This is a genomic window from Geodermatophilus sp. URMC 62 (genome assembly GCF_052931475.1).
Window position 1 is genome coordinate 838,395 of sequence record NZ_JBRFHY010000001.1, and the last position, 16,531, is coordinate 854,925.

Annotated in this window: 15 protein-coding genes; 5 read left to right on the forward strand and 10 right to left on the reverse strand. The window is 76.4% G+C overall.

Translation table 11 applies throughout. From position 1 onward, the window contains the following. The 3 genes from ACU616_RS03990 to ACU616_RS04000 form a co-directional block, all read right to left on the reverse strand. A complete protein-coding gene (locus tag ACU616_RS03990; RefSeq protein ID WP_446757196.1) occupies positions 1-1,419 on the reverse strand; it encodes a WS/DGAT/MGAT family O-acyltransferase in 1,419 nt (472 codons plus the stop codon). A 75-nt stretch (positions 1,420-1,494) separates the two neighbouring features. Further along, a complete protein-coding gene (locus ACU616_RS03995; protein WP_446757197.1) occupies positions 1,495-2,787 on the reverse strand; it encodes an AAA family ATPase in 1,293 nt (430 codons plus the stop codon). Beyond that, a complete protein-coding gene (locus tag ACU616_RS04000; protein WP_446757198.1) occupies positions 2,787-3,683 on the reverse strand; it encodes an SAF domain-containing protein in 897 nt (298 codons plus the stop codon). Before ACU616_RS04000 ends, ACU616_RS03995 begins: the two co-directional genes overlap by 1 nt. Before the next feature lie 207 nt (positions 3,684-3,890). On the opposite strand from ACU616_RS04000, the gene ACU616_RS04005 reads away from it, so the two are divergent. Beyond that, positions 3,891-4,217, forward strand: coding sequence for a helix-turn-helix domain-containing protein (locus ACU616_RS04005; RefSeq protein WP_446757199.1), 327 nt, complete (start codon positions 3,891-3,893; stop codon positions 4,215-4,217). A gap of 2 nt (positions 4,218-4,219) precedes the next feature. Here the strand turns inward: ACU616_RS04005 and ACU616_RS04010 are convergent, their stop codons facing one another. Then, positions 4,220-4,789 carry a hypothetical protein gene (locus tag ACU616_RS04010; protein ID WP_446757200.1) on the reverse strand — a complete coding sequence of 190 codons (570 nt, stop codon included), beginning with the start codon at positions 4,787-4,789 and terminating at the stop codon, positions 4,220-4,222. 86 nt (positions 4,790-4,875) lie between these two features. Here ACU616_RS04010 and ACU616_RS04015 point away from each other — a divergent pair, with 86 nt between their 5' ends. Further along, positions 4,876-5,571: a hypothetical protein gene (locus ACU616_RS04015; protein ID WP_446757201.1), complete on the forward strand. Its 696-nt coding sequence runs from the start codon at positions 4,876-4,878 to the stop codon at positions 5,569-5,571. Between the two features lie 133 nt (positions 5,572-5,704). Then, on the forward strand, positions 5,705-6,289 hold the full coding sequence (locus ACU616_RS04020) for an Rv3235 family protein (RefSeq protein WP_446757202.1): 585 nt from the start codon (positions 5,705-5,707) through the stop codon (positions 6,287-6,289). Positions 6,290-6,378: 89 nt separating this feature from the next. On the opposite strand, the gene secA is transcribed toward ACU616_RS04020, so the two are convergent. Together secA and ACU616_RS04030 are read right to left on the reverse strand one after the other, a co-directional pair. Further along, positions 6,379-9,549, reverse strand: a complete 3,171-nt coding sequence (gene secA / locus ACU616_RS04025; RefSeq protein WP_446757203.1) for a preprotein translocase subunit SecA — start codon at positions 9,547-9,549, stop codon at positions 6,379-6,381. 78 nt (positions 9,550-9,627) lie between these two features. After that, positions 9,628-10,329 (reverse strand): SDR family NAD(P)-dependent oxidoreductase, encoded by a 702-nt coding sequence (locus ACU616_RS04030; RefSeq protein ID WP_446757204.1) that lies wholly within the window; start codon positions 10,327-10,329, stop codon positions 9,628-9,630. A gap of 43 nt (positions 10,330-10,372) precedes the next feature. On the opposite strand from ACU616_RS04030, the gene ACU616_RS04035 reads away from it, so the two are divergent. Together ACU616_RS04035 and ACU616_RS04040 are read left to right on the forward strand one after the other, a co-directional pair. Next, on the forward strand, positions 10,373-10,768 hold the full coding sequence (locus ACU616_RS04035; RefSeq protein WP_446757205.1) for a pyridoxamine 5'-phosphate oxidase family protein: 396 nt from the start codon (positions 10,373-10,375) through the stop codon (positions 10,766-10,768). Between the two features lie 10 nt (positions 10,769-10,778). Next, positions 10,779-11,336 carry a GNAT family N-acetyltransferase gene (locus tag ACU616_RS04040; protein ID WP_446757206.1) on the forward strand — a complete coding sequence of 186 codons (558 nt, stop codon included), beginning with the start codon at positions 10,779-10,781 and terminating at the stop codon, positions 11,334-11,336. Positions 11,337-11,380: 44 nt separating this feature from the next. On the opposite strand, the gene hpf is transcribed toward ACU616_RS04040, so the two are convergent. The 4 genes from hpf to mtrB all read right to left on the reverse strand — a co-directional run bounded on the left by hpf (position 11,381) and on the right by mtrB (position 16,531). After that, positions 11,381-12,067: a ribosome hibernation-promoting factor, HPF/YfiA family gene (gene hpf / locus ACU616_RS04045; RefSeq protein ID WP_446757207.1), complete on the reverse strand. Its 687-nt coding sequence runs from the start codon at positions 12,065-12,067 to the stop codon at positions 11,381-11,383. Positions 12,068-12,146: 79 nt separating this feature from the next. Further along, positions 12,147-12,938, reverse strand: a complete 792-nt coding sequence (locus tag ACU616_RS04050) for a ComF family protein (RefSeq protein ID WP_446757208.1) — start codon at positions 12,936-12,938, stop codon at positions 12,147-12,149. 135 nt (positions 12,939-13,073) lie between these two features. Beyond that, positions 13,074-14,786, reverse strand: coding sequence for an LpqB family beta-propeller domain-containing protein (locus tag ACU616_RS04055; protein ID WP_446757209.1), 1,713 nt, complete (start codon positions 14,784-14,786; stop codon positions 13,074-13,076). Continuing rightward, a complete protein-coding gene (gene mtrB, locus ACU616_RS04060; protein ID WP_446757210.1) occupies positions 14,783-16,531 on the reverse strand; it encodes an MtrAB system histidine kinase MtrB in 1,749 nt (582 codons plus the stop codon). Before mtrB ends, ACU616_RS04055 begins: the two co-directional genes overlap by 4 nt.

The following is a 16,531-nucleotide window of genomic DNA, read 5'->3' on the forward strand; positions in this document are numbered from 1 at the left end:
TCAGCGCACGGACTCGGTCAGCGCGCCGACCTCCTGCTCGAACAGGTCGGCGAGCACGTCGACGTCCCCGACGCCGTCCCGGTCGGCGTTGAACCCGACGTGGACCCGGCCGTCGTAACTGGTCATCCCGACCGCCAGCCCCTGGCCGCCCACCAGGGGCACGACCGGGAAGACCTCGAGCATCCGGCTGCCGGCCGCGTAGAGGGGCACCTGGGGTCCGGGGACGTTGGTGACGACGAGGTTGAACACCCGCCGCGACAGGCCGCGGGCCGCGCGGGCACCGAGGGCGTGCAGCGTCGGCGGGGCGAAGCCGGTGAGCGCGACGAGGCTGTCGGCCCGCACCGACCGGCCCGAGTCGGTGAGGCTGCGCATCGCGTAGCCCAGGCGCGCCAGCCGCACCCAGGGGTTGGGCTCGCCCACCGGCAGGTCCACCAGGTGGGCCGCCACGCTGCTGCCCGGTTGCTCCCGCTCCGTGCCCGACACCGACACCGACACCGGCACCAGCGCCCGGACGGCGGTCGAGCCCAGCACCGGCTCGCCGCGGGAGAGCAGCCAGTCGCGCAGCGCCCCGGTCAGCACGGTGAGCAGGACGTCGTTGAGGGTGCCGCCGTGCGCGCGGCGGATCGCCTTGAGGTCGTCGAGGTCGGCGCGCGCGACGGCGACCCGCCGCTGCGTCCCGGCCCTCCGGTTGAGCGGGCTGTGCGGAGCGGGGACGACGGCCGAGCGCGCGGCGCGGACGAGGCCCCCGGTGGTGCTGCGCAGCCGGGCCGCGGTCGAGCGCAGGTCGCCGACCGCCGACCAGGCCGTCTCGACCACCGCCGTCGGCCGCTGCACGTACTCGGCGACGGCGTCCGCGACCAGCTGGACGCGACCGGGCACGCGGCGAGGCGCCCACTGGTCACCGGCCGGCACGCGGGCGGCGCGCCGGAGGTCACCGCCCGCCGGGTCGTCACGGGTGGAGTCGAGCAGCACCTGGGCGATGTCCACCGCTCCCAGGCCGTCGACGAGCGCCGGATGGGTCTTGGTGACCACTGCGACCCGCCCCTCGGCAAGCCCCTCGGCCAGGTAGACCTCCCACAGCGGGCGGGTGCGGTCCAGCGGGCGCGAGGTCACCCGGGAGACGAGGTCGAGCAACTGCGCCTCGGTGCCCGGACGCGGCACCGCCGAGCGCCGCACGTGGTAGGCCACGTCGAAGTCCGGGTCGTCGGCCCAGACCGGGTTGGCGAGGTGCCCGGGCACCGGCACGACGCGCTGCCGGTAGCGCGGCACCAGGGGCAGCCGGGCCTCGATCAGCTCGGCGAGCGCGTCGAGCCCACCGTCGACCGGCTCGAGGACCAGGACACCGGCGACGTGCACCGGGGCCCCGGCGTCCTCGAGGTACAGGAACGACGCATCCAGGGTGCTCAACCGCTCGGTCATCGTCCTCCTCCGGCTCGGGGTCCACGCTACGTGGGGCGCCGGGCCGGGGGCGGCCGTCGGGTCCGGCGCCCGGGGTCACCCGGCGCGCCGCCGGGGCCGCCGACGGCCGGCTGCGGGTTCGGGGACCTGCGCCAGGGCGGCGGCCAGCGACCGCAGCCCGGTCCGCAGCGGCGATGCGGGCGCCACCTCGGCGAGGGTCCGGCCCGAGGCGAGCGCGGCGTCGGTGGCACGGCGGTCGGCCGGCAGGAACGCGCGGACCTCCCGGCCGGCGAAGCGCCCGAGCGCCTCGCCGATCTCCCGCCGCGGGTCGCCGGGTACCGGGCCGCGGCGCACCTGGTTGACCACCACGGCCGGCTCCACCTCCGGCAGGAGGTCGCGCAGCTGACCGAGCGCCCGGATGGTCCGCTGCAGCGCCACCGGGTCGGCGCCGCTCACGCAGAGGACGACGTCGGCCGACTCGAGCACCGACACGGTCGCGCCGTTGCGGCGGGGCGCGGCGGTGTCGAAGGACAGCTCCTCGTCCTCCTCGAGGTTGAAGGCGCAGTCGACCACCGTGAGCTCGGCCGACCGGCGCGCCTCGTCGAGGACCGCGGCGACCGCCCGGGGGCGCAGCTCGGGCCAGCGGTCGGCCCGCGCCAGGCCGGTCAGCACGCCCAGGTGCGGCCGCACCGACCAGGCCAGCCGGCCCAGTCCGGACCCGTCCAGGGTGCCCGCCGCCGCCTGGCGTGCCGCTCCGGCAAGCCCCGGCGACTCGTCGAGCAACCCGAGCACCTGCGCCACGACGCCGCCGTACACGTCGGCGTCGACCAGCAGCGTCGGGACGCCCAGGCGGGCGGCCTCGTCGGCCAGGCCGACCGCGACCGTCGTCCGGCCGGGAGCGCCGGTCGGACCCCACACGGCGACCACCCGGCCGCCCGGGGGACGCCGGTCGTCCGGCCTCGTCCCACCCACGTGCGGGGCGGGCAGGGCCGCGCGCGGGTCGGCGACGTCCCGCCCGGCCGGCGCGCCGCCCGCCACGGCCTCGCGCAGCGCGCGGACGACCTCCTCGGGAGCGGCGTCGGCGGGCAGGACCGTGGGGACGCCGAGTGCCCGCAGCCGCTCGCCGGCACGCTCGTCGTCGGGGTCGACCAGCCCGACCACCGCCACCCCGGCGGCGGCGAGCCGGGCGACCGCGTCGGCGTCGAGCCGGCGGAGGTCGGCCGACAGCAGGGCGGCCTGCGCGGTGCCCGTGGCGGCGGTGGCCAGGAGGTCGGAGGCGTCGACGCAGCGGCGGACGACGGTCACGCCGTGGTCGACGCGGTCGAGGGCGCCGACGAGCGCGGACTCCCACGCGGCGCCGGTGACGGCGGTGACGACCTGCAGCGCCATCAGACCGTGGGTCCGGCCGACGTGCCCGACACCGGCGGGGCGGCCCGTGCGGACGGGGTCGCCGCGGACGGGGTCGCCGCGGAGGGCGTGGTTGCGGACGGCGTGGTTGCGGACGGGGTGGTTGCGGACGGGGTCGCTGCGGACGGAGTCGCTGTCGGAGGTCGGGGCGAGGCCGGCGCCGACGGGCCGGCGCCGCTCGCCGCGGCGCCGGTCGCGCCGTCGACCGACCCGTGCACGACGACGACCAGCGGCCGGCCGCCGATCGCGCCCAGCACCCCCGGCGCCTGTGCGGTCGGCACGGCGACGACCACCTGGACGGTGGTGGTCGCCGTCGACAGCACACCCTCCGTCCGGCCGCTCACCGCCTGCACCGGTGCCGCCGCGACCACCGGGACCACGCCCTCCCCGGTCGTGGTGCCGGCCGGGTCGGTGATGCCGTAGACGTCGACCACCTGCCCACGCACCAGGCCGGGCGGCACGTACCCGGCCTGGACCGGCAGGGCGACCTGCACGAGCTCCTCGGGCTCCTCCAGCGCCGTGCGAGGCAGCAGCTCCCCCGCGCGCACCGCTCGCGCCAGCGTCCGCCCGGCCGGGTCGGTGCCGGTGGAGAGGTAGGCGCCCGCGGCACCGCCGAGCCGCACGTCGACGGCGACGAGGTCCCCGGGGTCGAGCTGGGTGCCCGCCGCCAGGTCGCCGGCCACGGACCACACCGGCACGGTCGCGTCGGCCGCCGTCACGACCCGGGCGCCCAGGAGCACCGAGCCCAGGACGAGCAGCACGCCGAGCACCAGTCGCAGGTCCAACCAGCGCGGCGGACGCACCCGCCGCGGCACCGGGCCGGCGACTCCCTCCGCGCCCGTCGCGGGGGCCGGGGCCGTGCGTGTAGCAGCGCTCACCCGGCGCTCCTCCCTCCGTGTCCGGGGCTCCCCGGACGCCCACCGTCCCGGCGGGCGCGCGTCCGACCGGCAGGTGTGCGCGGTCGGGTGCAGATGATGCGGTACGGACGCGGTCGCGTGCACCGACCGTCCACACGTTCGGGTGTGGACAGGATGCGCCCGGGTGAGCGTCGTCCTGACAGACTGGCGGCAACGGACGGAGACCCCATGCCCTCACCGCGCTTCCTGACCCTCGACGACGTGGCCGAGGTCCTCAACGTCTCGTGGTCGCAGGCGTACGCGCTCGTGCGGCGGCGGGAGCTGATCGCCATCCAGATCGGTGGCCGCGGCCAGTGGCGGGTGGAGGTCGACGAGCTCGAGCGGTTCATCCAGCAGAAGTACGCCGAGGCCCGCGCCGGCGCGGTGCCCGCGCCCGACGAGCTGGCACCCGAAGGCGACGGTCCCGACGGCGGCGGCCCGGGCGGGCAGCCCGACGACGAGCCGGCCGCAGCATCGCCGGGCCGGTCCCCCGCGCGGGGACGCCGCCGCAGCTGACGTCAGGCGGCGCCGGGCGCCAGCGTCCGCACGACCGTCACCGCCCCCAGCGCCACCGCCCGCACCCGGCGGACGGCGGCCGGCCGGCGGAACTCGTCGGCCGCGTGCTCGGCCAGTTCGACGAAGTCCGCGCCGACGCGGTCGAGGGTCCCGGTCAGCGCACTGCCGTCGTCGAGCACCAGCGCCACCGCACTGCGGTCTCGCACCAGCCCGCGCAGCGCCCGCCGCAGGTCCACCACCGCCCGCACCCGCGACGCCGGCTCCGGCGCCGCTGTCGTCCGCACCAGCCCGGTCACCGCGAGCAGGGCCGGCAGCGACACCAGCACCTCCCGCCCGGCGTCGTCCTCCAGCAGCAGCCAGTCCGGGCCGCACCCGGTCAGCCGCCCCGCCACCTCTCCCGCACCCCGGCAGCGCAGCGACACCCGCGCTCCCAGCGCGCCGGCGAGCCGCTCGGCCAACCGGACCGCGCCGGTCTCCGCCCGCGCCCGTGAGGGCAGTTGGGCCCACTCCTCGGCCGCTTCGGCCTCCTCGAACTCCGCCTGCAGGTCGGCGAACAGCTGCTGCCAGCGCATGTCCGAGAGCCTAGATGGACGTCGTCTCTTGCGTTTGCACGCGTTTGCTTGGTTCAGTGTGTCGTCTGCTTCGACGAGGAGGTCCCGTGTCGGCACGTCGACTGGTCGGCACGACGGTGGTGATGACCGTGGTGGCCGTGGTCCTGCACCTGCTCAGCCCCGACCTGGCGTGGATGACCGCGGGCAGCGGTGGCCTGCAGCGGGCCGTCGACGCCGCCGCGCCGGAGACCCTGCTGCTGAGCGCGGTCGCGGCCGTCGCCTGGCTGGTCTGGGCCTGGGGCGCCCTCGGGCTCGTCCTCACCGCGCTGTCCGCGTCGCCCGGGCTGGCCGGCACGGTCGCCCGCGCCGTCCTGCGCGGTGTGCTGCCGGCCTCCGCCCGTCACGCCGCCGCCCTGGCCCTCGGCGTGGGACTGGCCACCGCCCCGGTGCTGACCGCCTGTACGACGGCGGCCCCGCCGACGGTCGCCGTCCAGACCGTCGCGGTCCCGAGCGCCGTCCCCGACTGGCCGGCCGCGCCCGCGACGGCGCAGCCGGATCCGTCCACGACGGCTGAGCCGGTCCCGCCCGACTGGCCGGCCCCGGAGCCGGGTGACCACGTCGTGCTGCGGGGCGAGTGCCTGTGGTCGATCGCCGAGGCCGACCTGCGGGCCCGGACCGGTCTGGATCCGCGCGACCGCGACGTAGCCGCGGCCGTGGCCCGGTGGTGGGCGGCCAACGCCGACGTCATCGGCCCCGACCCCGACCTCCTGCTGCCCGGCCAGGTGCTGCGCCCACCGTCCTGACGCCCCGCCGCACAGCCCGCCGCACAGCCCCGCCCGCACAGCCCCGCCCACCGCACAGCCCGCGACCCGCCATCGTGCGGCCGCTCCCCCGGCCCGCGTCGTCCCGTCCTCCGACCCGACCCCGGGAGCTCCCGTGACCGCACCGGCACAGCCCGCCACCCGTTCCTCCGCCCGATCCGCCGCACCGGCCGCACCCGCCGTCCCGGCTCCGCTGCGGACGCTGCGGCTGGCGGTCGTCCCCGCCCTGCACCCGACCCTCGACGGTCCGGCCGTGGCACTGGTCGACCCGTCCACGCCGCCACCGCGCCCGCCGCACCGACCCGGCCCCCGCCCGGCACCGCCGGGGCAGCGCCGGGTGCCCGTGGACCCCTTCGGGCCGGCGTGGTCCGTGCGGGCCGACCTCCCCGACCCGCGCGCCGCCGGCCGCCTGCTGCTCACCACCACGCTGGAGGCCCTGGCCGGCCGGCGGCCGCTGTCCCAGGTGCAGCGGCTGACCTCCCCCGGCGTGCACGCGGCGCTCGTGCAGGGCCGGCGGCCGGCCTGGTGCCGGGAGGGGACGGCGCCGCTGGTCCTGGGGCCGGTGCACGTGTGCGAGCCGGTCGACGGCGTGGCCGAGGTCAGCGCGGTGGCACGGCGGGCCGGGCGGGCGCACGCGGTGGCCGCCCGCCTGGAGGGCGTCGACGGACGGTGGCGCTGCACCGCCCTGTCGATCGGGTGAGGGACCAGCCGGTCGCTCCCGTGCCCCGCGGACAGCCGCGCCCCGCCGACCCGGTCGGGTCGGCGGGGCGCGGTCGCCGGGGCGCGGCCTCAGCGGCCGGCGGCTCCGTGGCACACCTTGTACTTCTTGCCCGATCCGCAGGGGCACGGCGCGTTGCGGGCCGGCTCCTTGGTGCCGGTGACCGTCGCCGTCTTCGCCGCCTTGGCCCGGCCGCTCTCGCCGGGTGAGGCGTCGAGGCTCGGCGCCGAGTAGCTGAGGCCCTCGGTGCGGTGCGGCTCGTCGAGTCCCTTGACCGCCAGCTGCGGGCCGGTGCCGGACGGCGCCGGCGCCTCCTCGGCCGGAGCGGCGGGCGCAGCCGGGGCGGTGCTCCGGGCGGCGTGCCGACCACCCGGCCGGTTCGCCGGAGCACCGGTCGAGCGCCGGGCGGCGGGCTTGGCCGCCGGCTTGGTCACCGACACCGCGGCCGTGGACGGTGCGGCGCCGTCCCCGTCGACAGCGGCCTCAGCACCAGCAGGCGCGGCAGCAACCGGCTCAGCAGCAGGCTCGGCGACGAGGGGCCCGGGGGTCGGCGCGGCGGCCTCGGGCGCGGACGCAGCGGCCTCGGCCACCGCGCTCGCGGCCGCTGCCTTGGCCGCCGCCTTGGCCGCCGCCTCGGCCTCAGCGGCCTGGCGGGCGAGCACGCGGGCGGTGCCCTCCTGCGCGGCGGCCAGCGCCTTGGCCTCGGCCTCGGCCTCCCGGGCCTGCGCCTCGGCGTCCTGCTGCTCCTTGGTCTTGACCTCCAGGTTGAACAGGAAGCCGACCGACTCCTCCTTGATGCCGTCGAGCATCGCGTTGAACATGTCGTAGCCCTCGCGCTGGTACTCCACGACCGGGTCGCGGTTGGCCATCGCGCGCAGGTGGATGCCGGCCCGCAGGTAGTCCATCTCGTAGAGGTGCTCGCGCCACTTGCGGTCCAGCACGCTCAACAGCACCCGCCGCTCGAGCTCCCGCATCACCTCCGAGCCCAGGGCCGACTCGCGCTCCTCGTAGGCGTGGTGGACGTCGTCGAGCAGCTCCCGCTTGAGCACGTCGGCGCCCAGCGCGGCCTGCTCGCCGTCGGCGACCCGGTCGAGCAGCTCCGGCACGCCGAACCCGACCGGGTAGAGCGCCTTGAGGCCGGTCCACAGCTGGTCGAGGTCCCAGTCCTCGGAATAGCCGGTCTCGGTGGCGCCGTCGACGTAGGCGGAGACGACGTCGTCGAGCATGTGCTGCACCTGCTCGTGCAGGTCTTCGCCGTCGAGGACCTTGCGGCGCTCGTCGTAGATGACCGTGCGCTGCCGGTTGAGGACCTCGTCGTACTTGAGGACGTCCTTGCGGACCTCGAAGTTCTGCTGCTCGACCTGGGTCTGGGCGGAGCGGATGGCGCGGGTGACCATCTTCGACTCGATCGGCTGGTCGTCGGGGACGCGCAGCGTGGTCATCATCGACTCGAGCATCGGGCCGTTGAAGCGTCGCATCAGGTCGTCGCCGAGGGAGAGGTAGAACCGCGACTCCCCCGGGTCGCCCTGCCGGCCCGAGCGGCCGCGCAGCTGGTTGTCGATCCGGCGGCTCTCGTGCCGCTCGGTGCCCAGCACGTAGAGGCCGCCGGCCTCGGTGACCTCCTCGTGCTCGGCCCGGACCTGGTCCTTCGCCGTCGCCAGCGCCTCGTCCCAGGCGGCCTCGTACTCCTCGGGCGTCTCCGACGGGGAGAGCCCCCGGGCCCGCAGCGCCTCGTCGGCGATGAACTCGGGGTTGCCACCGAGCTGGATGTCGGTGCCGCGGCCGGCCATGTTGGTGGCCACGGTGACCGCGCCGAGCCGCCCGGCCTGCGCCACGATGTGCGCCTCGCGCGCGTGGTTCTTGGCGTTGAGCACCTCGTGCGGGATGCCCTTGCGGACCAGGAACGTCGACAGGACCTCGGACTTCTCGACGCTGGCGGTGCCCACGAGCACCGGCTGGCCGGCCTCGTGCCGCTCGGCGATGTCGTCGATGACGGCGTCGAACTTGGCCTTCTCCGTCTTGTAGATGACGTCGGAGCGGTCCTCGCGGACCATCGGCCGGTTCGTCGGGATGGGGACGACGCCCAGCTTGTAGGTCTGGGAGAGCTCGGCCGCCTCGGTCTGGGCGGTGCCGGTCATCCCGGAGAGCTTCTCGTAGAGCCGGAAGTAGTTCTGGAGGGTGATCGTGGCGAGCGTCTGGTTCTCGTCCTTGATCTTCACCCCCTCCTTGGCCTCGATGGCCTGGTGCATGCCCTCGTTGTAGCGGCGCCCGGCCAGCACGCGGCCGGTGAACTCGTCGACGATGAGCACCTCGCCGTTGCTGACGATGTACTGCTGGTCGCGGTGGAAGAGCTCCTTGGCCTTCAGCGCGTTGTTGAGGTAGCCGATCAGCGGGGTGTTGACCGCCTCGTAGAGGTTGTCGATGCCGAGCTGGTCCTCGACGAACTCCACGCCCTCCTCGGTGACGGCGACCGTGCGCTTGGCCTCCTCCACCTCGTAGTGCACGTCCCGCTTCATCAGCGGCACGATCCGCGCGAACTCCACGTACCACTTGCCCGCGGTCTCGGCCGGGCCGCTGATGATCAGCGGGGTGCGGGCCTCGTCGATGAGGATCGAGTCGACCTCGTCGACGATCGCGAAGTGGTGACCGCGCTGCACCAGGTCGGCCTTGCTCCAGGCCATGTTGTCGCGCAGGTAGTCAAAGCCGAACTCGTTGTTCGTGCCGTAGGTGATGTCGGCGGCGTACTGCTCGCGGCGGTGCGCCGGCTTCTCCCCGGAGAGGATCGTGCCCACCGACAGGCCGAGGAAGCGGTGCACCCGGCCCATCCACTCGGCGTCGCGCTTGGCCAGGTAGTCGTTGACCGTGACCACGTGCACGCCCTCGCCGCTCAGGGCGTTGAGGTAGGCCGGCAGCACCCCGGTTAGGGTCTTGCCCTCACCCGTGCGCATCTCGGCGATGTTGCCCAGGTGCAGGGCGGCGCCGCCCATGAGCTGCACGCGGAAGTGCCGCTGGCCGAGCGTGCGGGTGGCGGCCTCCCGGACGACGGCGAAGGCCTCGGGCAGCAGCTGGTCGAGGGTCTCGCCGTCGTCGATGCGCGCCTTGAACTCGTCGGTCCTCGCCCGGAGCTCGGCGTCGGTGAGGTCGGAGACGTCGTCCTCCAGGGACTCGATCGCGTCGGCGATCCGGTCCAGTCGTCGGAGGATCTTGCCCTCACCGGCTCGGAGGATTCTCGAGAACACCACGCCACCAGCGTAGGCGGGGCACGCACACCTCAGCGGTCCCGCGCCGCCGGACGGCGGTGCGGGCTGCGGGCCGGGGCCTCAGCGGCGCACGAGTCGCCGCTCCCGGGGGTCGAGGACGACCTCGCGGGCTCCCTCGCGCAGGCCGTCGAGCACCGCCGCCACCACCTCCCCCTGGTCGTGCCCGGCGGGCAGCCGGGGCGGGGTGCCGGCGAGCGCGCGGTCGACCAGCCCGGTGTCGACGTGCGGCGGCCGGACGTCGAGCACGGTGATCGAGCGGCCACGCAGCTCCCGGCGCAGCACCGAGGCCCACGCCGAGAGGGCCGCCTTGCTCGCCGAGTACTCCGCCATCCCCAGCGTCGGCGCGTCGGCCACGATCGCCGACAGCAGGACGACCGCCCCGCCGTCGGCCAGGTGCGGCAGCGCGGCCCGGACGAGGCTCATCGGGGCCAGCGTGTTGACGGCGAAGAGCTCCTCGGTGACGGCGTCGTCGGCGTCGGCGGCCGGGCCGAAGGCCACCACGCCCCACGCGACGACGACGGCGTCCAGACCGCCGAGGGCCTCCGCGGCGGCGTCCACCGCGCGGCGGACGGAGTCGACGTCGACCGCGTCGGCGGGGAGTGCCGGAGCGCCGCCGAGCTCGCCGGCCAGCGCCTGCAGCCGGCCGTCGTCCCGACCGGTCAGCGCCGGCCGGGCGCCGACCCCGGCCAGCGCCCGCGCGAGCGCACCGCCCAGCACGCCCGTCGCCCCGGCCACCAGCACCCGCGCACCCGCCAGCTCCACGCCGCGCCGGTGCCCGCGACGTCGTCGACCTAACCTCGTCGGCGTGGCCCACGACCTGCACGATCTCGGTCCGGAACTGCTCGCCTTCCTCCTCGCCGAGCGGCACCTGGCCACGCTGACCACGCTGCGCGCCGACGGCAGCCCGCACGTGGTGCCGGTCGGCGTCACCTACGACCCCGACACGCGCACCGCCCGGGTGATCACCTCCGGGAGCTCGGCCAAGGCACGGCACGTGCGGGCCGGGCAGGCGCGGGTGGCGGTCTGCCAGGTCGACGGCCGCCGCTGGCTGACCCTCGAGGGGACGGCGGTGGTGCGCGACGACCGGGCCGCCGTGGCCGACGCCGAGGCCCGCTACGCGCAGCGCTACCGCACCCCCCGGGAGAACCCGGCGCGGGTGGTCATCGAGATCTCGGTCGACCGGGTGCTGGGCAACGCGTGACCATGAGCCGGTGGAGCTCACCGGTATCGACCTGACCACCGAGGTGGTGCGCACCGACCGGCTCGTGCTGCGACCCCACCGACCCGACGACGCCGACGCCGTGTTCCGCGCCTGCCGGGACGCGGAGACCCGGCGGTGGCTGCTGGCCCTGCCCGAGCCCTACACCCGCGAGGCGGCCGAGGACTTCGTCACGGGGACCGCGCCCCGCGGGCGCGCGGAGGGCCGCGACCTGTCGTGTGCGATCGAGGCCGACGGCGAGCTGGTCGGCTCCTGCGGCCTGCACCACCTGGACGACGGGCGCCGGCTCGGCCCGGAGATCGGCTACTGGGTGGCGCCGTGGGGCCGCCGGCGGGGCTACGCCACCGAGGCGGCCCGGGCCCTGGCCGACTGGGCGCTCGAGCGGGGCGCCCCACGGGTCCACCTGCTGGCTGACGTCCGCAACGGCACCTCCCAGTCGGTCGCCGAGCGGGCCGGCTTCGTCCGCGAAGGCGTCGTCCGCTCCTGCCTGGCCTACCGCGACGGCACCCGGGCCGACGCCGTCCTGTTCGGCCGGCTGCCCGGCGACTGACGGGCAGGGGCCCGGCCCGGTCGGGCCGGGCCCCTGCCGCGGTGTCAACGCGGGACGGCCGCGGGCTCGGCCGGTTCGGCAGAGGTGTTGTGCTGCTCCCCCAGCGGGGGCTCGACCAGACGGATGAGCCCGTAGTCGAAGGCGTGCCGGCGGTAGACGACGGTCGGCCGGCCGGTGTCGGCGCACTGGAAGAGGAAGAAGTCGTGGCCCACGAGCTCCATCTCGAGGAGTGCCTGGTCGACGGTCATGGGGACGGCGGGGTGGTGCTTCTCGCGCACCACCCGGCCGGGCAGGTGCTCGTCGAGGTCGCTGGCCAACGGCTTGCCGTCGACCTGCTGCTCGAGCGCGGGATCCGGCGCGGCGGCCACGGGCTCGGGCTCGGCGGAGGGACCGGCCACCCGGACGCTGGGTGGGGTGCGCCGGCCGTGGTGCACCCGCCGGCGGTCGTTGGCGCGGCGCAGCCGGTTGTCGAGCTTGCCGGCGCTCAGGTCGAGGGCGGCGTAGAAGTCCGGCGCACAGGCCTCGGCCCGGACCACGGGCCCCTTGCCCCGCAGGGTGATCTCGACGCGCTGGCAGTTGGCCGCCTGCCGGGGGTTCTTCTCGTGGAACAGCTCCACGTCGATGCGCGACAGCTTGCCGTCGAACCGCTCGAGCTGGCCGACCTTGTCCTCGACGTGCTGGCGGAAGTGCTCAGGGACCTCCACGTTGCGGCCACGGACCACGATCTCCATCAGACCTCCCGGTCGTCGGCGGGTGTGACCAACACCACGCTAGTCGCTGCCTCATGACTGCGACAGTCGATCAGGACGCTCACGGAGCGTGATCGGCACGCGTCTCCGCGTCCGTCCGGAGGGTTCCGGCCGGAGGCTTTCCCCGACCCTCCCGGGGAGTGGCGGCGACCACCGCGGCCAGCACCGGCGCACCGCCGGCCGAGGGTCCGGGGGCCAGCGCGGCGGCCGCCTCGGTGAGCGTCGCGCCACTGGTGAGGACGTCGTCGACCAGGACCAGCAGCGCCCCCGGCGGCGGCTCCGGCCCTGGCCGGCGCAGGAACGTGCCGGCCAGGTTGGCCCGGCGCTCGACCACCGAGAGTCCGGCCGAGTCGCGGACGCGGCCGGTGCGGGCCAGCAGCGGGGCCAGCCGGGCGGGGACCCCGACGGCGTGCAGCTCGCCGACGGCGACCGTGGCCAGCTCGCGGACGTGGTCGCGGCCGCGGGCCCGCAGCGACGCCCGGCTCGGCGGCACCGGGACCAGCAGCACCGGCCGCGCGGGCACGACCGCGGCGCCGGCCGCGGCGGCCAGCGCGAGAGCGGCGCCGAGCGGACCGGCCAGCTCGGACCGCCCCCGCTCCTTGAACGCGATGACCGCGGCGCGGACCGGTCCGGCGTAGTCGCCGGCGGCCACGGTCGGTGGCAGGCCGCGGGGTACCCGGCGGGGCGTGGCCACCCGCGGGGAGCCCAGCAGGCGGGCGCACCGCCGGCACAGCACCGATCCCGGCACCCCGCAACCGGCGCAGGTGCGCGGCAACACGAGGTCGGCCAGGGCGGTGGCCAGTGCGGCCAGGGCGGCGCCGTGGGCGCGCACCTGCGGCTGCCCGGCTCCCACTCGCCCAGCCTGCGGTCCGTGCCGGCCCGGGCGGCGGCCCACCGCGGATCTGTGGACACCGGACCACGCCGATCGACCGCGGCCGTCCCGGGTCCCACCCTGCCCCTGCGGAGGTGGGACGGAGGGGTCCGTGGATCAGACCGGGTAGAACGGCTGGTCGCCGGGCACCGGCTGCTGGCCGCGGATGAGCGTCGCCCAGGTGCCGCCCGACAGCTGCCACACCGTGCCGCCGGCGCTGACCAGCGGCAGCTGGCTGGGTGCGGCGGCCAGTGCCGTCGGCGGGCTGGGCAGCCCGGAGGTGGGCACCTCCGACAGCCCCCACCCGTCGACGCCGACGACGTAGGGCGCCACGCCCTCCTCGGCGTCCCCGGCCAGCACCATCAGGCTGCCCGCCGTCGGCCAGGCGACGTCGACGACGGAGCCCAGCGACGGCGCCACCTCGCGCAGGTCGCGCAGGGCCACCGGCCCCTCGTCGGAGCGGACGACGGTGCCGACGAGCAGCGCCGAGCGGTCCGCCCGGCTCACGAGCACGGCGGCGCGCACCCCGTCGGGCGAGAGCTCCAGCGCCGTCGCCCGACCCTGGCCCTGCAGGGTCGGGACGTTCACCGGCTGCGGGGAGCCGCTCGCCGGGACGCGGACCACCGCGCTCTCGTCGCGCACGACCCAGAACTCCGGCCGGGTGGCCGCGACCGTCGGCGCGGAGAGCCGGGCCCCGGCGAGGATCGGCGTGAGCTCCCCGCCGTACGGGCCCGACAGCAGCGTCGTCGTCGGGCCGGTGACCGCCGTGCCGACCATCGAGGTCAGCGCGCTGGTGCGCGGATCGGCCGACACCGCCGCCGCGCTCAGCCCGTAGGCGCCGGCTCCGGCCGGGCCGGGCGCCGGTGACCTGTCGACGGTCATGAGCCGGCCGGCGTCGAGGTAGTGCACCTCGGCGTCGGCGGGCGCCGCGTCGGGGTCGAACCCCGCCCAGTCGTCGGTGCGCTGCACGGCGGGGACCCCGTCGGCCGCCAGCGGCTCGCCGTTGGCCCGGATCTCCACGGAGCTGACGCCCTCGAGCTGGTCGAGCGTCCACACCAGCTGGGCGCACAGCAGCGGCAGCTGCGCCGCCGGCACGTCGCGGAGCCCGGCGAGGTCGACGGTGACCATGGCGCCGGCGATCGTGACGGCACGGGTGAGGGTGACGCCGTCGAGGGCGTTGCGGACGCCGGCCGCGAGCGCCGGGGACGGGCCCTCCAGCAGCCGCTGCACCAGCGCGGTCGGCTGGGCCTCCCCGGTGAGCAGGTAGTGCGGGTCGGGCACCACCCGCTGCCCCGTCGGGTCGACGAAGTAGGCGGCGCGCTCGTCGTAGAGCCGCTCGAAGTCGGGTACGAGCATGAGCAGGCCGTCGGGCGGGTTGGTGATCCGCCACTCGCCGTCGACCTCGACCAGGGTGAAGTCGCGGGTGTAGAGGTCCCCCGCCGAGCCGGTGAAGACGCCGCGGGTGTCGACGCTGCCGACCAGGTCGCCGGTCACCACGATGGTGCCGGCGTCCGCGTTCACCGTGGCGTAGTCGGGACCGATGAGGGTGATGCCGGCCTCGTCGGACCAGGTGTCGGCGGCCTCGGGGGTCAGGTACTCGCGGGCCACCGGGTGCCCGCCCACCGTGCTGGCCGCGGCGTCGACGAAGCCGCGCACGACCTCCTCGGGCAGGGCGCCGCTGAGCGGCTCCTGCGGCTCGATGCCCACCTGGCCGGCGGGCCGGGTCGGCGCCTCGGTGATCTGCACCGGGGCCGACCCAGTGGGCACCGTCGAGCAGCCGCTGAGCAGGACGAGCAGCAGCGCGGCCAGCACGGGCGTCCTGCGGCTCACGGGCGGACCCTCGGCCGGCGCACGATCGTCGGCCGCAGCGGCAGCGGCGAGCCGGTGAGGTCGGCTCCGGCGGTGAGCGGCAGGGTGAGCCGGAACTGCGCACCCAGCCCCGGCTGGCCCCAGACCTGCAGCCAGCCGCCGTGCAGCCGGGCGTCCTCCAGGCTGATGGACAGGCCCAGGCCGCTGCCGCCGACCGTGCGGACCCGGGAGGGGTCGGCCCGCCAGAACCGGTCGAAGACGTGCTCGGCCTCGGCCGGGGACAGGCCGACCCCGTGGTCGCGCACCGTCACCGCCGCCGCCGACCGGTTGGCCACCAGGGTCACCTCGATGGGTTCGCCCGCACCGTGCTCGACGGCGTTGCCGACCAGGTTGCGCAGGATCCGCTCCACCCGGCGGGCGTCGACCTCGGCGACGACGGGGCCCGGCGGGCAGGTCACCGTGAGCTCGCAGCCGTGCCGCGTGGCCAGCGAGGTCATGCCCTCGACCACGCGGCCCACGATCGCCCCGAGGTCGGCGGGCTCCCAGTCGAGGACGGCGGCACCGGCGTCGTACCGGCTGATCTCCAGCAGGTCCGACAGCAGCCGCTCGAAGCGGTCGAGCTCCTCGTGCAGCAGCTCGGCCGAGCGGGCGACGTGCGGGGGGAAGTCGCCGCGGGACTCGTGCAGGACGTCGGCGGCCATCTGCACCGTGGTCAGCGGGGTGCGCAGCTCGTGCGAGACGTCGGAGGTGAACCGCTGCTGCAGCTGGGAGAGCCCCTCGAGCTGGGTGATCTGGCGCTGCAGGCTGTCGGCCATCGCGTTGAAGCTGGTGGCCAGGCGGGCCAGGTCGTCCTCGCCGCGCACGGTCATGCGCTCCTCGAGCTGCCCCTCGGCCAGCCGCTGCGCCGTGCCGGCGGCGCGCCGCACCGGGTCGACGACCAGCCGGGTGACCAGCACGCCGATCCCCGCGACGAAGAGGGTCAGGGCGATGCCGCTGATCGCCACGGTGCTGCGGATGAGGGAGAGCGTCTCCTGCTCCTGGTCCAGCGGGAACGCGTAGTACAGCTCGAGCCGGCCGACCGAGGAGGCCCCGCCGGGCACCGGGGACCCGACCAGCAGGGTCGGATGGGGCTGCCCGGCGTCGTTGGGCACCATCGCGTACTGGCTGTACTGGGCGCCGCCGGCGACCCCGGCGCGCAGCCCCTCGGGCAGCGCCGGGTAGATGCCCGGACGGCTGACCGCGGGCGGCCGCTCGGTGTCCCCCGTGCGGTAGACCATGACGACGTCGAAGTCGCCCGCCGACCCGCCGCGGGTGAGCAGCTGCTGCACCGTGCGGTCGAGGGTGGCGCGCACGCTGGCGGCGTCCCCCGCGGCGATGCCCACCACCTCGGTCTGGGCGTAGACCACCCCGGCCTGGGCCTGGTCGACCGCTGCCTGCTCCTTGACCGACAGCAGCTGGGTGCGGATCTGGCTGAACAGCACCAGGCTGACGATCACCACGACCGTGCCGGCGACGACCATCGTGATCGCACCGATGCGCACGTGCAGCGACGACCGCCAGGCCGAGACGGCGCCGGCCACCGCCTGGCGGGCGCCGCGGCGGACGTGGGCCACGCCGCGGTACAGGCCGCGCCGCAGCGGGCGCGGGTCCTGCGGCCGGCCGGAGCGCGGCGGGACCGTCGTCGGGCCCCCCGCGGGCGCGGCGACCGTGGAGCCGCCGGCGCCGTCGACACCACCGGTCGGCCGCGCCTGGTCGGTGGCACTCAC